Raw genomic sequence first — 15,541 nt, forward strand, 5'->3', positions numbered from 1 at the left:
GTGCGCAAGCGCCCCTCCGGCAAGGCCGAAGGCAAGCCGCGCGAGGATTTCATCGTCACGATTGACCGTTCGGACGACAAGACCGCCTTCATCAAGGTCCGATGCCAACTGCCGCCGCGTTTTTTCACGGACTATCTGGTGGCTATGAAGCTCGCCGATGGCTGGCAGATCGTATCGAAGTCTTACCGGTATGATCTGCGAGAGTGAGGGGCCTAATCTTCCGCTGCCCGAAATCGGGCACACTCCTCCCACATCCTCCGTCATTGCGAGCGCAGCGAAGCTAGCCAGAGTCTTTCCGCGGAGGAAGACCGGATTGCTTCGCTGCGCTCGCAATGACGATGCGGATGGAGTGCATGCCGCATCTCTCCTCCGCCCCCGTCTCGCTCAAAAGGTCCACCATGCTTCTCGACCGCCGTTCGCTGCTCGCCTCGCTGTACTGGATCGCCGCCTCCCCCGCGCTCGCCGCAGACGCGCAGCCTGAGCTCGAAACCTATGAGCGCGAGAGTGGCGGCCGGATCGGGGTCTATGCCGAGAACCTCGCGACCGGCGCAAGGCTCGCCTGGCGCGCCGACGAACGGTTCGTCATGTGCTCGACATTCAAGGCTTCGCTGGCGGCATGCGTCCTGGCGCGGGTCGATCGTGGCGAGGATCAGCTTGCGGCCATGATCCCGTACGGCAAGGCCGACCTGCTGGAGTACGCACCGGTCGCCAAGCAGAACATTGCCGCCGGCGCAATGTCGGTCACCGAGATGTGCAAGGCGATCGTCGAGCTCAGCGACAACACCTGCGCCAATTTATTGCTGGCGCGGATCGGCGGTCCCGCCGCACTCACCGCGTTCTGGCGGTCGCTCGGCGACACCGCCTCGCGGCTCGACCACAACGAGCCCGAGCTCAACCGCTCACCGCCCGGCGATCCCCGCGACACCACGACGCCGGCGGCGATGGCAGGCAATCTGCGCCGGCTGCTCACGGGCGAGGCGCTGTCGGCCACCTCGCGCGCGCAGCTCACGGAGTGGCTAGTGGGCTGCAAGACCGGTGCGAACCGGCTGCGTGGCGGGCTCCCCGCAAGCTGGAAGATCGGCGACAAGACCGGCAACAACGGCAAGGACGCATCCGGCGACATCGCGGTGGCCTGGCCCAAGCCCGATACGAAGCCCGATGCACCGATCCTGATCGCGGCCTATACCCAGGGCGGCACGCCGAGCGCGGCGCAGATCGAAACCGTGTTCGCACGCATCGGCCGCATGGTGGCCGAACGGCTGGCGTAAAGCCGCACGCATTGACGTTGCGACCGCTTCCGGGTGAAGACAGACCATCATGGAAGCGAAATTTCAGACCTTTCTCATCCTGCTCGCCGTGCTGGCGGGCACCGCGCTTGTCGCGCGCCGCTTCAACATCGCGCCCGCCATTCTGCTGATGCTCTCAGGTGTCGGCCTTGCCTTCGTGCCGGGCATGCCAGCGGTCGAACTGCCGCCGGAACTGGTGCTGCTGATGGTGCTGCCGCCGCTGATCTACTCGGCGAGCGTCGCGATGAGCTGGCGCGAGTTCAAAAAGAATCTTCGCCCGATCGTGCTGCTGGCGGTCGGTGCGGTGATCTTCACCGCGGCGTTGGTCGCAACCGCCACGCATTATTTCATCGGCCTGCCCTGGACGATCGGCTTCCTGCTCGGCGCCATCGTCGCGCCGCCCGACGTGGTGGCGCCGCTCGCGATCGCGCGCCGGCTGCATCTGCCGCGCAGGCTGATGGTCATCCTCGAAGGCGAAGGGCTCGCGAATGATGCCACCGCTCTGATCCTCTACCGCTTCGCGCTCGCCGCAATCATGGTCGGGCAATTCTCGCTGCCTCTGGCAGGCGGCGAGTTCTTGCTCATCGTCGCCGGCGAGATCGCCTTCGGCATCGGCGTCGGTTGGCTCTCCCTGCGGTTCCGCAAATGGTCGGGAGACCCGCAGGTCGAGCTGACACTGTCGCTGATCACGCCCTACGTGTCCTACTGGCTGCCCGAGCATCTCGGCGGCTCCGGCGTGATCGCCACCGTCGCCTGTGGCCTCTATGTGAGCTGGAATGGCCCGCTGCTGATCTCGGCATCGACGCGCCTGCAAGGCATCTTCTTCTGGGACCTCGTGATCTATCTGATCGAGGGCTTGCTGTTCCTGCTCACCGGATTCCAGATGCGCGCACTCTACGAGAAATCGAAGGCGTTCCCGCTCGACGACATCATGATTGCGACTGCCGTGGTGCTGGCGGTGGTCGTGATCGCGCGCTTCGCCTGGCTCTATCCCGCGACCTATCTGCCACGAATGCTCAGCAAGTCGCTGCGTGCGCGCGATCCGTCACCACCATGGCAATGGCCGTTCGTGCTTGCGCTCACCGGCGTGCGCGGCGCGGTGTCGCTGGCGGCAGCACTGGCGCTGCCGTTCACGCTGCCGGGCGGCGAGGCCTTCCCGTTTCGCGACCTGATCCTGTTCGTCGCGTTCGGCGTCATCTTCATCACACTGATCGGCGTCGGCCTCACGCTGCCCCCCGTGGTTCGTTGGCTCGGTGTCGCGGAAGCCGGTCGCAACGAGCATGCCGCCGAGCACGAGGCCGAGATCGCGGCACGGCGCCAGGCCCTCGACGCGGCGCTAAAGTCGCTCGACGCGCTGACCGAGGAAAAGGACGTGTCCGACGAGGTGATGCGGCTCCTGCGCGCCCGCCACGAGATCCGGGTCAACCAGCTGCCGGACTCGCTCGATCCCACCCACCACGACGTCTCCGCCGCCGGCACCGCCCTGACCCGCCGTCTGATCGCCACCGAGCGCAAGTTCATCCACGAGCTGCTGCGCGAGGGCCAGATCACCGACGAGACGCGGCGGCGGATCGAGCGCGATCTGGACCTGGAGGAGGCAAGCTTGGCAAACCGGGAGTACCGGGGAGGGCCGCTATAGATTCCCGTCATTGCTAGGGGCGCGAACTACCGCCTCTCGCAAAATTCCCTCATCGCCACCGCCACGGCGCCCGCAATGATCTCCTGCCGCTCCGGGGAGTTCATCGCCATCTCCTCGTCGCGGTTGATGATGGAGCCCGCTTCGAGCAGCACTGCGGCGCTGCGGGTCTGCGAGAGCACAACGAGCCCGTCATAGCGGTAGACGCCGACATCCTTGTCGAGCAATTGGCGCCGGTAGCGGCCCATCACCGGCAGGGTGTACTGGCTGGCATAGTGCAGGTCCTGCTGCTTCAGCTGCCTGCCGATCATCCGGGCCAGCATCAGGCTGGCGGCGAAGTGCGGATTCCGCTGCGACACGAACAGAGAGTGGCCCGAAAAGCGGTCGCTGAAATAGCTGTTCGCGCCGTCGAACTCCCAGCTCCCGAGCAGCTTGTCCGGCACCGAATCGTGATGGATCGACAGGAAGAGATCGGCCCGGGCGTCATTCGCGGTGCTGACGCGCTTGAACAGGCTCGGCCGCGCCTTGCCGTCCGTGACGAGCAACCGGGTCGCGGCAAAGCCTTCGGCCTTGAGCCTCGCCGTAATCAGACTTGCAAGCCGGAAGTTGAAGCCGAACTCCGTGTCGTTGCGCGCGCTCAACGCGCCGTAGGAGTCCGGGGTGTGCCCGACATCCACGAGGATCCGGAATTTCGACAGCTCACACTTGACCGGCGCGTGCGGCGGCTTGGGTTTCGCGATTTTCCGCGCGATAGCAGCATGACCAGAGTCTGCAGGCGCCAGCGACCATAGCAAGATCGACGCGACCAGCGTCGAGACGAGACTTGCGATGATGCTGCGCGGCTGTCCCAAGTACTACTCCGCTGCCGCTGTTCGCGGCCGGCCGACAAAGCCTGTGACGTCACCGAAACGCTCCAGCATCACCGCGGAAAGGTCCTTGGCCTTGCTGGTGACGCAGGCGCCCGAGCGCACGGCATGGCGATCCTGATGCGCGGCCTGCGGCGGCGGCTCGCCCTGCTGAAGCGCCCGCGCCAGCTCCATCACGACTTTCCGGAAATGCATGATACCGAGATCGGTCGGACCGAGATGCTCGCGGGTGCGGTCGGCGATCGGGCCCTGGCTGTCCTGCACGGCCGCATCCTGTTCGGAGACGCCCTTGATGCCGGTGTAGCTCCTGGTCTTCTGCATCTTGCGGTCGATCAGATAGTCGTTGCCCTTGTGGCGCAGCGGCACGTAATTGTCGCCAACCTCCGCGATCACGCCGTTGCCGCGGTCAAAGACGTCGCGCTCGGCTTGCGTCAGCGGCCGTTCCGGATTCCAGGCATAGGTGTAGATCCAGCAATTGGTGTCGGTGACGGGCACGAAAGTCTGCCCAAAGATGTTCTCACCCGGCATCGCGCTCGGGGCATAGGCGTGGAACGGCATCAGAAATTGCGCAATGCGCCAGTAGATGTTGTCGCCGCCGGTGAGCCGCCCGCCGGCGATGGTGAGGCCCGCTGCGTGCGCGGCGATCTTGATCACAGGGCGCGGATCCTCCGCGATCCAGCGCATGTGATCGCTCGACATCCGCGCGATCGGATTCACGAAATGCTTCTTGATGTCCAGGATCTCGTTCTCCTCCTTGTCGAAGGAGAGATGGGCGAAGGTGAAATGCGCGGTGTCGATCGAGCCTTCCAGCGCCTGCACCCAGTTGCAGTCCTGCCATTTCTTGCTGACATAGCGGTGCGAGGCCGGCAGCAGTGCCATTTCGAGATCGGGCAGCTCGGGCATCGCATCCGCGGGACCCATATAGGCCCAGATCATCTCGCCCCATTCGCGCGCCGGATAGGATTTGATGCGGATGAGATCCTTGGCGTTGAGGTCGGGATAGGAGGTCGGCATGTCGACGCAGCGGCCGTCGGTGTCGAACTTCCAGCCGTGATAGACACAGCGGATGCCGCATTCCTCGTTGCGCCCGAGCCAGAGATTGGCGCCGCGATGCGGGCAGTATTGATCGATGATTCCGACAACGCCGCGCGTATCGCGGAAGGCGAGCAGCTCCTCGCCGAGAACGATGATCTTCTTCGGCTCGCCGTCGGGTTCAGGGAGTTCTTCGGACAGCAGCACAGGAATCCAGAACCGGCGCAACAATTCGCCCATGCCTGTACCAGAGCCCGACTCGGTCAGGAATTTGTTGTCCTCGGCGCGGAGCATGGAAAATCCTCCCGACGGTCGTTGTTGCCGGCAAGATTGGCGCGGACGCGGGAAGACGTCAACGCGGAACGCGGCGCGCAGGCCGGTTAAACCGGCCGCTCCCCCTTCACCGTCACGCGCGTGCCGGAGCGCGTGTGCGGCCAATAATCCCACATCGCGCGGTGCTGGGTGCAGCGGTTGTCCCAGAAGGCGATGGCATTCTCTGTCCAGCGAAAGCGGCACTGGAACAGCGGATTCTCGGCGTGCTGGTAGAGATAGGCAAGCATCGCCTCGCTCTCGTCGCGCGGGATGCCGTTGATGTGGCGGGTGAAGCCGCGGTTGACGTAGAGCGCCTTCTTGCCGGTGACCGGATGCGTGCGCACCACGGGATGCTCGGCACTCGGATAGGACGGGCGGTCGGCGACGCCGTAATTGGCGTAGAGCCCGCGATAGATCGGCTCGCCGTCATGCAACGCAGTCAGCCCGTCGAGATAGGCCTTCATCCGGTCCGACAGCGCCTCGTAGGCCGCATACATGTTGGCGAACAGCGTGTCGCCGCCGCGCGGCGGGCACTGCTTGATGTAGAGGATCGAGCCCATCGGCGGCTCGTGATCGCAGGACACGTCGGAATGCCAGCCCTCGCCATTGGCCCGCGGCGAATTCGCATCCGCATAGATCTTCATCAGGGCCGGGTCTTCATCCTCATGCGGCGCGGCGGGATGGAAATGCAGCTCACCGAACTTGCGGCCGAAGGCGAGATGCTGTTGTGGCGTGATGTGCTGGTCGCGGAAGAAGATGACGAGGTTTTCGGCAAGCGCGCGGTGGACCTCGTCCATCTGCCGGTTGGAGCGCGCATCGTCGGAGACGAGCTTGCCGATGTCGACGCCCGAGATTTCCGCGCCGATGATCGGGGTCAGCTTTTCGACCGCGATGGTCTCGTAAGGCGCGCCGTCGTCCGTCGCGTGGCGATAGCGCGGGCCCTGCTTGCCGGCGAGTGAGCTCATGGCGTGTCTCCCGATGCATTCTTGCTTGGGAGCATCGTAGCAATGTAGGGCGGCTTAGCGAAGCGTAACCCGCCACTTCGCGCCTGCAAAAATAAGGCGGGTTACGCTTTCGCTAACCCGCCCTACGATTCCTGATCTGGAGCAGAACTATTCCGCCGCGGTCACCGGCACCTTGGCGCCCTGGCCGTAGCGCTGCTCGATGTAGTCGATCACGAGTGCTTTGAAGTCGGCGGAGATGGTCGGGCCGCGCAGGGTGCGGAACTTCTTGCCGTCGACGAACACCGGGGCAGCCGGCGCCTCGCCCGTGCCCGGCAGCGAGATGCCGATATTGGCGTGCTTGGATTCGCCGGGGCCGTTGACGATGCAGCCCATCACCGCGACGTTGAGCTCTTCCACGCCGGGATATTTCGTCTTCCAGGTCGGCATCTCGTCGCGGATGAAACCTTGGATCGAGCTGGCCAGTTCCTGGAATGTGGTCGAGGTGGTGCGGCCACAGCCGGGGCACGCCGCAACCAGCGGCACGAATGTGCGGAAACCCATGGTCTGCAAGAGCTCCTGGCCGACCTGCACCTCGCGGGTGCGGTCGCCGCCGGGCTCCGGCGTCAGCGAGATGCGGATGGTGTCGCCGATGCCCTGCTGCAACAGGATGCCGAGCGCGGCCGAGGACGCCACGATGCCCTTGGTGCCCATGCCGGCCTCGGTCAGGCCGAGATGGATCGCGTAGTCGGAACGGCTGGCGAGATCCTGATAGACCGCGATCAGATCCTGCACGGCCGAGACTTTGGCCGAGAGGATGATGCGATTCTTCGGCATGCCGAGTTCCTCGGCGCGCGCGGCCGAGAGCAGCGCGGATTGCACCATGGCCTCGCGCGTCACCGCGCGCACGTCGCGCGGATCGGGGGAGGCGGCGTTCTCGTCCATCAGCTTGGTCAAGAGCTCCTGGTCGAGCGAGCCCCAATTGGCGCCGATGCGCACCGGCTTGTTGTTCTTGTTGGCGATCTCGATGATGTCGGCGAACTGGGTGTCGCGCTTGTCCTTGAAGCCGACATTGCCGGGATTGATGCGATATTTGGCGAGCGCCTCGGCGCAGGCCGGATAGGCGGCGAGCAGCTTGTGGCCGATATAGTGAAAGTCGCCGATCAGCGGCGTGGTGATGCCGCGCTTGAGCAGGCCGTCGCGGATGTGCGGGACGGCAGCGGCGGCCTCCTCGCGGTCCACGGTGATGCGGACCATTTCGGAGCCCGCGCGGGCGAGCGCTGCGACCTGGGCAATGGTGCCGTCGATATCGGCGGTGTCGGTGTTGGTCATTGACTGCACGACGATCGGGGCACCGCCGCCGACGGCAACGTCGCCGACCTTGACCTGGGTGGTCTTGTGCCGGGGCGCGGGGCCCGCGACGTCGGAATCGATGGTTTTTTCGAGCTTGTTCATGGCGTCCAAATATCAGGTTTTGGTGACGTTCAGCAATGCATCGCGCGGCGCCGCAGCGGATTGACTGGGACGGTTAACCAGAAAAAGCCCAGCAATGACAAGGAGGGCGGCAGCCCCGAATGTCAGGTTCAGCGTGTCGTGCATGATGAAATAGCTACCCACCACGCCAAACAAAGGGGTGATGAAGGTAAAAGCCGACAATTTGCTGGCCGAATAGGTCTTCACCAGCGCGAACCAAAGCGTGAACGTGGTTCCCACGACCCAGATCGCCTGGAAGGCCATCAGGCCCAGCGACAGCGGCGACGGCGTGTGGGGGATGGTCTCCCCGAACAGCCAGGCGGCCAGCCCCAGGATCGGGATCGAGGTCGCGACCTGATAGCCCAGAGCCTTCTCGGGCGCCGCGAAGCGCAGCCGCGTGCCCTTGGCAACTAGCGTGGTCGCCGCCCACAGCGCGGCGCCGCCGACGATCATGAGATCGCCGAGCAGGACATGCGAATCGACGTTGGGCTGCGGCACGCCGATCGCGAGCGCGACACCGGCAAAGCTGATGGCGAGCCCCAGCCATTGCGTCCCGCCAAGTCGCTCGCCGAGCACCTGGTAGGAGCCGAGCGCGACGAAGAACGGCGCGGTGTAGAGGAACACGACCGCCCGCGATGCTGGTGTGAACCGCAGGCCCTGGAAGATCAGCACGAACTCGATGCCGAACATCAGTCCGGCGATGACGCCGGGCTTCCAGGTGCCGTCGCGCTCGAAGAATTTAACGCCGCGCAAGCTGCCGATGATGAACAGCACCGGCAGCGCGCCCATCGAGCGGAACGTGGCCTGAAGCATCGGCGGAATGTCCGGCAGCACCAGCTTCACGGCGATCTGGTTGAACCCCCAGGTCAGGCACAGCATGAGCATCAGGGCGATGGCGCCGGCACTGAGGGGACGACCGGCGGACGGTATGGCTTGAGGTGAGGACATTTCTTCCTAAAACCGGCTTTGCGCCGTTGTTGCTCTATGCGGCTTTCTGACAATGCGCACAAACGCCCGTGATTTCCACCACCGACAATTTGGGAGCGAAGCCTGAGCTGCGCGCGGCGGCGTTGAGGTCCTTGGCGAAGGATGCCGACGGAATCTCACCGACCAGGCCGCAGCGCTCGCAGATCAGGAACGTCACCGCCGAGATCGCGTCGTGGTCGTGAGCGGCGCAGGCGAGATAGGCGTTGCGGCTTTCGATCCGGTGCACGAGGCCGTTGGCCATCAGGAAATCGAGAGCACGATAGACCGTGATCGGCGCCGGCCGCGACATCGACTTCGCCAGTTCGTCGATGACCTCATAGGCGCCGAGCGGCCGGTGGCTCGAGAGCAGCGCCCCCAATACATGGCGGCGTATAGGCGTGAATTTCTGCGCGCGCTCTCCGCAAACGGCCTCGGCATGCGCCAGCGCATCCGCGGTGCAGCGGCCGTGATCGTGATCGGGCGCGGGAAATGCCGGTTTTGCGAGGGTCATGCGACCGGCGTTCTAGCATTTCGAAAGGGGAACCCAAAGCAGGACCGGCGATGCGGCCAGCAGCCATGCTCGGCCTGCGGGACAGCGTCCCGCAAACCCGCCATGAAATAATCATAAGCTTGCTTATTATATTGCAAGCTTATTGGAGACCAAGCTCATGAGCCCAGGGCCCGTGGACCAGAACTTCCTGTTTACGCTCGCCGAGCTCTATCGCCTGCTCCGGGTCTATGCCGACAAGGAAGCCTCGCGCTTCGGCATCACCCGCGCGCAATGGGCGGTGCTGGCCAAGGTCGAGCGCAGCGAAGGCATGAAGCAGTCGGAACTCGCCGAGCTTCTCGAGGTGCAGCCGATCACGCTGACGCGCCTGATCGACAAACTCTGTGACAGCGACTGGATCGAGCGACGCAACGATCCTTCGGATCGCCGCGTCAAGCGGCTGTACCTGAAGAAGGCCGGGCGGCAGTTGCTCGGGCGGATGAGCGGGCTGAAGTCCGAGCTCACGGCCAACGCGCTCGACGGCATCACTCCGGCGGACGCCCATCGCCTCCTCACCCAACTCGAAACAATCAAGGAAAACGTGCGGTCCGCGATCCAGAGCAGCGGAGCGGAACAAGCGCGTAAGGAGCAACGCTATGGCTGATCAGGTTCTCAAGTTCCAGCCCGAGCAGAAAATCGACGGCGGCAAGCCCACCAAGAAAGCCGGCACCGATCCGCGCCGCCGCCTGGTGGCGGGCCTGCGCCGCTATCGCCGCGTGCTGCTCCTGGTTGTGCTGCCGCTCGTCGTCGCGGTTGCCGGCTTCACCTTCTATCTCAATGGCGGCCGTTACGTCGGCACTGATGACGCCTATGTCGGCGCGCAGAAAGTGCTGGTGACCCCTGATATCTCCGGCAAAATCCAGAAGGTCGTCGTCAAGGAAGGTCAGGTCGTCAAGCACGGCGACGAGTTGTTCGAGATCGACCCCGCTCCGTTCCGTCATGCGTTGGAAGAAGCCAAAGCGCAACTCGCCCAAGCCCGCATCACCTATGACAATCTTGTTGCCAACATCAAGATCTACGGTGACATGCTCAATCTTGCCCAGCAGGGCATGGACCTGAAGCAGCGCGACGTCGAACGCAAGCAGTCGCTGGTGAAGAACAATTACGGCTCGCAGCTCGATCTCGACAACGCGTCCAATGCACTGGTTACCGCCGGCGCGCAGGCGCAATACATCAAGCAGCAACTCTCCAATGCCAAGACCCAATTGCTGGGGAATCCCGAGTTGCCGCTGGAGCAATTCCCCGCCTACGCGCAAGCGAAAGCCAAGCTGGACGATGCCCAGCGCAACCTCGACCACACCGTGCTGCGCGCGCCGATGGATGGCGTGGCAACACAGGTCGAACAGATCCAGCTCGGCCGCTACGTCGCCGCCGGCACGCCGGTGTTCTCCATCATCGACGTGGCCCATCCCTGGGTCGACGCCAATCCGAAGGAGAGCGACCTCACCTACGTCACCGAAGGACAGCCGGTCACGCTCGAGGTCGACGCGTTCCCGAACCATACCTTCAAGGGCAAGATCGGCTCGCTCTCGCCCGGCACCGGCGCGCAATTCGCGATCCTGCCGCCGCAGAACGCCAGCGGCAATTTCGTCAAGGTGGTGCAGCGCGTGCCGATCCGCATCTATTTCGACGAGACCGACAAATACGTACGCAAGCTGAAGGCCGGCATGAGCGTTTACGCCACCATCGACACCGGCCACCAGCGCTCGCTCGCCGGTCTGCTCGGCCTGTCGGCGACCGCGAGCCAAGACAAAGATCAGGACAAGGACTAATCCTATGGCGGAGTCCAATCCCGCCCTTATGGTCCCCGGCCTGCGCCGGAACATGGTGACGATCTGCGCCATGACGGCAACCATCATGCAGGCGCTGGACACCACCATCGCCAACGTCGCCCTGCCCTACATGCAGGGCACGCTGTCGGCTTCGCAGGACCAGATCAACTGGGTGCTGACCTCCTACATCGTCGCCGCCGCGATCATGACGGCACCGGTGGGCTGGATCGCCAACCGCTTCGGCCGCAAGCGCATCTTCATCATCTGCTCGGCCGGCTTCACCATGGCATCGGTGCTGTGCGGGCTTGCGCAGGACATCAACCAGATGGTGATTTTCCGCCTGCTGCAGGGCGTGTTCGGCGCGGCCCTGGTGCCGTTGTCGCAATCGGTGATGCTCGACTATTACACGCTCCAGGAACGCGCCAAGGCGATGTCGATCTGGGGCATGGGCGTAATGATGGGGCCGATCATGGGTCCCTCGCTCGGCGCCTGGCTGACCGAGACTTATTCCTGGCACTGGGTGTTCTTCGTCAATTTGCCGTTCGGCGCCATCACCGTGATCGGGCTGATCATCTTCATGGACGAGACCCGGAAGGATCTCAGTCTCAAGTTCGACTGGTTCGGCTTCGCGGCGCTGGCGGTCGCGATCGGGTCGCTTCAGCTCGCGCTCGACCGCGGCGAGCAATTGGGCTGGCTCGAATCGGGTGAGATCCTTGCGGAGTTCATCGTCTCGGCCGTCGCCTTCTACTTCTTCATCGCGCATTCCTTCACGACCTCGACACCGTTCATCCGCTTCGGGCTCTTCAAGGACCGCAATTTCGTCACCGGCTGCGTGTTCATGGTCGTGATGGGCCTCGTGCTGTTCTCGACCATGGCGCTGGCCTCCCCCTATATGCAGAACGTGATCGGCTATCCCATCATCACCGCGGGCCTGCTGCTGGCGAGCCGCGGCTTCGGCACCTTCTTCGCCATGATGCTGGTCGGCCGCATGATGCGTTACATCGAAGCCCGCACACTGATCATCACCGGCCTGACGCTGACCGCGGGCTCGCTGTTCCAGATGACCGGCTGGACCGATTTGACCCAGGTGCCGGAGATCGTGACCGTCAGCGTGATCCAGGGCTTCGGCTTCGGCCTCGTCTTCGTGCCGCTTTCGACGGTGGCATTCCTGACCTTGTCGAATGAGCTGCGCACCGACGGCACCGCGATGTTGACCCTGATGCGCAACGTCGCGAGCTCGGTGGGCATTTCCGTCGTCATCGCCCAGCTGACACAAGGCACGCGGCGGACCTACGCGATCCTGTCCGAACACATCAACCCGTTCAACCATGCGCTCCAGATGCCCAGCGTCAGCGGCATGATCAATCTCTCCACCGACGCCGGTCGCGCCATGGCCGATCGCATGGTCAGCGTGCAGGCGCAGATCATCGCCTTCGCGCACGACTACGAGCTGGTGATGTTCTTCATCCTCTGCACCATCCCGCTCGCCCTGCTGATCGGCTCGACCAAGGCCACCCTGCGCAAGCAGGCGGCGGGGCCGGAACATGCGGTGATGGAGTGATGCCTTCGCCGGGACGACACCGATGATGTTGCGCGCCTCTACCCCAAAATCTCCTCGCAGCCCAGATCCTCGACCGCCATCATCACCCGCTCCAGATTATTCCACCAGATCACCGGTGGGATGTTGATGCTCCACTGCCAGACTGGCTTGGTGATGTGCCACAGCACCGACCGCCGATAGTCCTGGTCGAGCGCGCCGCGCGTATAGCCGCTGACACCGTGCGCCATCAGCATCTCGTGATAGCGATTGAGCAGCGGGCGTTCGAGCGCCTGCCGGCGCTCTGGATACCATTGCGTCGCCATCATATAGGCAAGGTCGTGGGTAGGAACGTTGATGCGCCAATGATCGAAATCGAAAATGCGCACAGCGTCAGCGATGCCCGCGCGTGGCAGCAGGAAATTCCAGGTATGGGCATCGCCGTGAGCGATGGTCACATGGCGATGCGAATGGTAGCGTTGCAACAGTTGCTCGGCCTTGTCGATGAAGCGCCGATACAGGGTCCGCCGCTCCTCACTGAGGCGATCACCAAGCAAATCGGCGAAGCGGTCGTAATGGCCGGCGAATGTCTCTATCAGACTCGCCGTATCATCAAGGCTCATCCAGGTGCCGATGGTGTCGCCGAGACCCGCATGGTCCCACCAAGATGCATGCCAGCGGGCGAGCGCCGTTACGATCGCCATCGCCTGATCGCGTGAGGGCGGCAATGGCCAGTCAGCTGCAACGTCATGGCTGTCGGTGAGATCTTCGAGCAGCAGATGCCAGTCCTGGCTCTCCTCGTCGAAATGCCCATCGTAGCAGCGCGGCACGATGTGCGACGGCATATTTGGCGCAAGGCGGGTGTAGAAGGCCACTTCCTGCCGACCAGAATTTGCCAGCGACTTGGCGTAGGCCGGATTCGGGATCTTCAGGATGACAGAGTGCGGGGACCCGGCTGCTTCCCCGACATAGCGCAGCCCAAGTCGGATAACGTGCGACACCATGGCGGGGTATTGGTGCAGCACCTTCACCTCGCGCACGGCGCCCGCATCCAGCACGCCGCCCCTGCGTAGCGCAGCGGTCAGTCGAGCCCGCTCAACGACCGCCGGCAGTTGTGGAGGTGTCATGGACGCCACGATGCCCTCGTCCCGGACCATACTGCACAATCACACCCCCCGGCACCAGCAATAGGCATCGCGCCGGGCTCAGGCCGCCGCTGTGGAGTCGCGCACCGTCCGGACCACGACCGACCGAAGCTGCTCGAGATTGGCCGCCATGCCGGCGATCGCCTGCCTGACCTCCGCGGCGCGCTCGTTCACGGAGGCGGCGTCGCGGCTGACATCACCGATCTTGGCCGAGACCTCCTTCGCCGCGGAAGTCGATTCGGAAATCGACCGCGTGATCTCGCGGGTCGCGGCGTCCTGCTCTTCCATCGCGGCGGCAACCGAGGTGGCGACGCCGTCGATCTCGACGATGTGGCCTCCCATGGTTTCGACGGCGTCGACGGCGGCTTGCGTCGAGGCCTGGATCTCGGCGATCAGCCGCGCGATCTCCTCGGTGGATTTGGCGGTCTGGTCGGAGAGGGATTTCACTTCGGCGGCGACCACCGCGAAGCCACGGCCGGCCTCCCCGGCGCGCGCCGCCTCGATCGTGGCGTTGAGTGCCAGCAGATTGGTCTGGCCGGCGATGCCGCCGATGAGGTCGGAGACCTCGGCGATCTTCTTCACCGATCCAGCCAGCGTCTGGATGGTCGAGCGCGCCTGTTCCCGACCGGCGACCGCCGATTTTGTAACCGTGCTGGTCCGCGCGACCTGGGTTGCGATCTCGCGGATCGAAGCACTGAGTTCTTCAGCTGCGGCCGAGACGGTCTGCGAGCTGCCGAGGGCCTGGGTGGAGGCGGCTGCGACCGCCTGCGATTGTGTCGAGAGCGACCTTGCGATCTCGGACAGACTGGAGGCGGCACGCTCCACGCCTTGCGTCGCCGCGCTCGCGGTGTCGACCGAGCGGCCGGTCTCGCGCTCGACGGTTTCGGCCATCTGATGCAGGGCCTCACGCTTGGCGAGCGCCGCCTCCTGCTCCTTCTGCAACTGCTCCTCGCGCAGGCGGAAATTCTCGACCGCGGACTGCTTGAACACCAAGAGCGCACCCGCCATCGAGCCGACCTCGTCCTGCCGGTGCGCGAAAGGAATGTCGGCGGCGAGATCGCCGGTCGCGAGCTTTTGCATCGCGCTGGTCATGCGCACGATCGGGCGCATCACGCCGAAGGCGACGCCGAGCAGGCCCGCCGCAATGAAGGCGAGGACGGCGGCGGAGACGCCGAGGAGGATGTAAAGCATCGAGCTGTCGCGGTCCGCGGCCAGCTTCTCCATGTCGGCATTCTGCTTGTTGGCGCTCTCGACGATGCTGTCGATGACGGCGCGATGCGCGGTATAGGCCTCCTTGAGCTGCGCGTAGGCCCGCTCGGAGACGGCCGTATCCTTGGCCTTGAGGGCGGGGAGGAGCTGGTCGGACAACAGCTTCCAGAACTTCTGCACCTCGGCGTCGGATTTCGACACCAGGGTCGTCTTCAGGTCGGCCGAGAGGCTGGAGGTGACCCAGAATGCCTTGCGCTCGTCGTAATCCTTGCGGAGCTGGGCCAGGCGTTCGGCATGGGCCGCCAGCTGGTCGGGCTCGCGCATGGCGAGCGTGGCCTCGAGGTAGGCCTCGATCACATATTCCGGCGGCGGCAGGATGTCGGCGATGAGATCGTTTCCGAGCTTGATATCAGAATAGAGCGGACCGCCGACCTTGAGCTCTTTCAAGGCGTAGAGGCTGGTCGAGACCACGGCGGTAAAGCCGATGGCCAGAACGATGCCGAAAGCAATGATTGCGGAAGAAAGCGAAAGACGAATTTTCATGGAAAAATCCAATGGGCCGCGCTGAATCCCACGGACCCTAAAGGATTACGGTAAACACGGGATTGCATCGCGCGGAAATTGCATCGCGCGAACTCCGGAAAAATACGGGAAATGGCGTCAGGTCAACAGTTTCGGGCAGCGAAGCTTGGGCCCGTCCTCCGCTGTCGTCCCGGATCGGCGCTCCGCCTGTCCGGGACGGCGCTGGGGGTCACACGTCGAAAAATACCGTTTCGTTGTCGCCCTGGAGCCGCAGGTCGAGCCGGTACACCGGCTTGC

At 64.2% G+C, this 15,541-nt stretch carries 14 protein-coding genes; 6 read left to right on the plus strand and 8 right to left on the minus strand.

Going from position 1 to position 15,541, the window contains the following annotated elements; all coding sequences use genetic code 11:
- The 3 genes from IVB32_RS38175 to IVB32_RS38185 all read left to right on the plus strand — a co-directional run.
- Window positions 1-207, plus strand: a 207-nt coding sequence (locus IVB32_RS38175; protein ID WP_247413072.1) for a nuclear transport factor 2 family protein, incomplete at its 5' end; no start/stop codon positions are given.
- A 191-nt stretch (window positions 208-398) separates the two neighbouring features.
- Window positions 399-1,268, plus strand: coding sequence for a class A beta-lactamase (gene bla / locus IVB32_RS38180; protein WP_026233052.1), 870 nt, complete (start codon window positions 399-401; stop codon window positions 1,266-1,268).
- Window positions 1,269-1,317: 49 nt separating this feature from the next.
- Window positions 1,318-2,925: a Na+/H+ antiporter gene (locus tag IVB32_RS38185; protein WP_018455916.1), complete on the plus strand. Its 1,608-nt coding sequence runs from the start codon at window positions 1,318-1,320 to the stop codon at window positions 2,923-2,925.
- Between the two features lie 26 nt (window positions 2,926-2,951).
- Here IVB32_RS38185 and IVB32_RS38190 read toward each other — a convergent pair whose 3' ends face one another.
- The 6 genes from IVB32_RS38190 to IVB32_RS38215 all read right to left on the minus strand — a co-directional run bounded on the left by IVB32_RS38190 (window position 2,952) and on the right by IVB32_RS38215 (window position 9,023).
- Window positions 2,952-3,773 carry an N-acetylmuramoyl-L-alanine amidase gene (locus tag IVB32_RS38190; RefSeq protein WP_018455915.1) on the minus strand — a complete coding sequence of 274 codons (822 nt, stop codon included), beginning with the start codon at window positions 3,771-3,773 and terminating at the stop codon, window positions 2,952-2,954.
- 3 nt (window positions 3,774-3,776) lie between these two features.
- Window positions 3,777-5,114: a Rieske 2Fe-2S domain-containing protein gene (locus IVB32_RS38195; RefSeq protein WP_018455914.1), complete on the minus strand. Its 1,338-nt coding sequence runs from the start codon at window positions 5,112-5,114 to the stop codon at window positions 3,777-3,779.
- Window positions 5,115-5,200: 86 nt separating this feature from the next.
- Complete coding sequence (locus tag IVB32_RS38200) at window positions 5,201-6,097, minus strand: TauD/TfdA family dioxygenase (RefSeq protein WP_204513101.1); 897 nt, start codon at window positions 6,095-6,097, stop codon at window positions 5,201-5,203.
- A 147-nt stretch (window positions 6,098-6,244) separates the two neighbouring features.
- The gene (gene ispG / locus IVB32_RS38205) at window positions 6,245-7,528 is read right to left on the minus strand and encodes a flavodoxin-dependent (E)-4-hydroxy-3-methylbut-2-enyl-diphosphate synthase (protein ID WP_018455912.1); all 1,284 of its coding nucleotides are present in this window, start codon (window positions 7,526-7,528) and stop codon (window positions 6,245-6,247) included.
- Window positions 7,529-7,540: 12 nt separating this feature from the next.
- Window positions 7,541-8,494 (minus strand): DMT family transporter, encoded by a 954-nt coding sequence (locus tag IVB32_RS38210; RefSeq protein ID WP_026233051.1) that lies wholly within the window; start codon window positions 8,492-8,494, stop codon window positions 7,541-7,543.
- Window positions 8,495-8,528: 34 nt separating this feature from the next.
- Window positions 8,529-9,023: a transcriptional repressor gene (locus IVB32_RS38215; protein WP_018455910.1), complete on the minus strand. Its 495-nt coding sequence runs from the start codon at window positions 9,021-9,023 to the stop codon at window positions 8,529-8,531.
- 157 nt (window positions 9,024-9,180) lie between these two features.
- Here IVB32_RS38215 and IVB32_RS38220 point away from each other — a divergent pair, with 157 nt between their 5' ends.
- The 3 genes from IVB32_RS38220 to IVB32_RS38230 are packed head-to-tail and all read left to right on the plus strand — an operon-like array spanning window position 9,181 to window position 12,392.
- Window positions 9,181-9,663, plus strand: a complete 483-nt coding sequence (locus IVB32_RS38220; protein ID WP_026233050.1) for a MarR family transcriptional regulator — start codon at window positions 9,181-9,183, stop codon at window positions 9,661-9,663.
- Window positions 9,656-10,831, plus strand: coding sequence for an HlyD family secretion protein (locus IVB32_RS38225; protein WP_018455908.1), 1,176 nt, complete (start codon window positions 9,656-9,658; stop codon window positions 10,829-10,831). Before IVB32_RS38220 ends, IVB32_RS38225 begins: the two co-directional genes overlap by 8 nt.
- Window positions 10,832-10,835: 4 nt before the next feature.
- Window positions 10,836-12,392 (plus strand): MDR family MFS transporter, encoded by a 1,557-nt coding sequence (locus IVB32_RS38230; protein ID WP_018455907.1) that lies wholly within the window; start codon window positions 10,836-10,838, stop codon window positions 12,390-12,392.
- A gap of 38 nt (window positions 12,393-12,430) precedes the next feature.
- Here IVB32_RS38230 and IVB32_RS38235 read toward each other — a convergent pair whose 3' ends face one another.
- Together IVB32_RS38235 and IVB32_RS38240 are read right to left on the minus strand one after the other, a co-directional pair.
- Window positions 12,431-13,525 carry a phosphotransferase gene (locus IVB32_RS38235; RefSeq protein WP_018455906.1) on the minus strand — a complete coding sequence of 365 codons (1,095 nt, stop codon included), beginning with the start codon at window positions 13,523-13,525 and terminating at the stop codon, window positions 12,431-12,433.
- A gap of 48 nt (window positions 13,526-13,573) precedes the next feature.
- Entirely contained in the window at window positions 13,574-15,265 is a 1,692-nt protein-coding gene (locus IVB32_RS38240) for a methyl-accepting chemotaxis protein (protein ID WP_018455905.1), read from the minus strand.
- Between the last annotated feature and the right edge of the window lie 276 nt (window positions 15,266-15,541).

Source organism: Bradyrhizobium sp. 23, assembly GCF_023073295.1.
In the GTDB taxonomy this organism is placed as follows: domain Bacteria; phylum Pseudomonadota; class Alphaproteobacteria; order Rhizobiales; family Xanthobacteraceae; genus Bradyrhizobium; species Bradyrhizobium canariense_D.